Source organism: Intestinibacter sp., assembly GCF_051866655.1.
Classification (GTDB): Bacteria; Bacillota; Clostridia; order Peptostreptococcales; family Peptostreptococcaceae; genus Intestinibacter.
Genome location: NZ_JBJDXL010000011.1, coordinates 1 through 1,947 on the forward strand (window position 1 = coordinate 1; position 1,947 = coordinate 1,947).

1 protein-coding gene is annotated in these 1,947 nt (G+C 31.6%); it reads right to left on the reverse strand.

Annotated elements, in window-relative coordinates; genetic code table 11:
• The coding region (locus ACI3VO_RS00310) for an ATP-binding protein (RefSeq protein WP_439755993.1) at positions 1–1,947 on the reverse strand (1,947 nt) is incomplete at both ends.

The window sequence follows — 1,947 nt, forward strand, 5'->3', positions numbered from 1 at the left end:
ACAAAATTTTTATCAAACTGATCTACAAAAAACTTTAACTCTCCAGCTAAATTTTTATCGTAAACTTTTAATTTTGTACTTAGTTCTCCTCCATTTAAAAAGTTTTCATATTCTCTGATAAATTTATTTTCTAAAATACAATTATTAAACTTCTCAAATTCCTCAAAACTAGGTCTCTCATCAAAAGCATCTAATCCCAAGAAAATTCCCTTCTTATAACTATCACAATAAAACTCAACAGCCCTTCTTCTTAAATTCTCCTCATTAGGTTCTTCTCCTCCAGTGGTATCACTAGTTCTATCAATTTGAACTTGAACAGCCTTTTGGAATCCCTGAGTAAATACCACAGCTCGTCCAACTTCAAGATTTGATAAGAATTCTTTTTGTTCATCAGATAAAACCATAGTATTACCTATTGCCTCTTTATCATCTTGTGCGAATATTTTATGGACAATCTTTGTATTAGTATTTTTAAGAACCTCTGATGTAAGTTTATTCGGAATTTGATCTACTATTACAAGTGATTCGCCATATTTACGGATTTCTGCTAACATATCTGTAAAAGTTTCTACACCTTGCTTTTTATTTGGACTATCTCCTGGTGTAAATTTACTTAAAAGTCTATGCGCTTCTTCAACTAAAGTTATATGGTCAAATTCACCGCTTTTTTTGAATTTAGCTTTTATAGCTTCTGATAAGTTAGTTAAAATAAATCCCATTATAAGAGATTTTTCACTTCCACTTCTTATCTCTTCAAGCTCTAAAACTACTTTTCTATCCAAAAGACTCTCAAAATCGATACTTCTTCTAGTATTTAACATTAGACCCTTAGCCCCAACTGTAAGACCTTCAAGTCTAGCCTTTATAGAACCTATGTAATCTCGTTTTAACCTTTCATCAAATCCCTGTTTTTCTACAACTTGATCGACCTTTTTAATTAAATCTGAAAAAGTTGGGAATGCATAAACTCCATCCTTAAATGGATCCTCAAATTTTTCATTTTTGTTTGTAGATATATTCCAACCACAATCTTCATAGCATTCGTATATAGAGCTTTCGATAATTTGAGGTATCGCTGCCTCCATATCAAATGCAGCTTCCATACTTGCTTTAATCATGTCAACTCTTGAAGTTATGCTCTCATGTGGGAAAAACTCAAATGGATTTAGTCTAAATGGAGCTACATTATCTCTTCCCAATGTAAATATCAAAATATCGTCGTATTCATTTGCAAGTATTCTATACTCTGTTTTAGCAGGCTCTATTACTAAAAATGGTAGCTCGCTGTCCATAAGTATTTTTTGGCAAGTAGTAGTCTTACCACTTCCTGTAACACCTGTTATGAAAACGTGTTTGTCTAGCTGTTCTTTATCGATGCATACATCTATGTTTTTTAAAATATTTCCACTATGTACTAAGTTTCCTAATTTTATTTTGTTTTCTTCTTTTATTTTATCCTCTATATTTAATCCAAATTGAACTTCTTCTCTAAGTCCAAGACCGACTACTTCTTTTTGAGGAAGACCTGCTATTAAGCTAAGTTCATTTGATGATATCCAGTTACCCAAAATTACATTTCCTTCACGATCAGAGTATTGAGATACTACTGATCTAGCATAATAATCTTCTTTATCTTGAGATAAAACAAATTGTCCATGTGGTAATTGATATTTTTTAAATAACTTTACTCTAGTATCTGCAACACTTAAAGGTATTGATGTTAGAGGAATCCTATTTCCTGTTTCACCTGCGAATAGAGATTTTATTGTACTTTCCAATTTCACAAGTATAGCTTTTTTCTTAGCGAACAAAAATGCTGCCGTATTGAAAGCTCCCTTTCCTTTTCCATAGTCAAGTCTAGGTGTTACTACTTCATCTATGTACTTTATCCAATCTTGATATTCTTTTTTTACAAACTCTTTCGTAGTTGCACTAGATTTTCCTAAT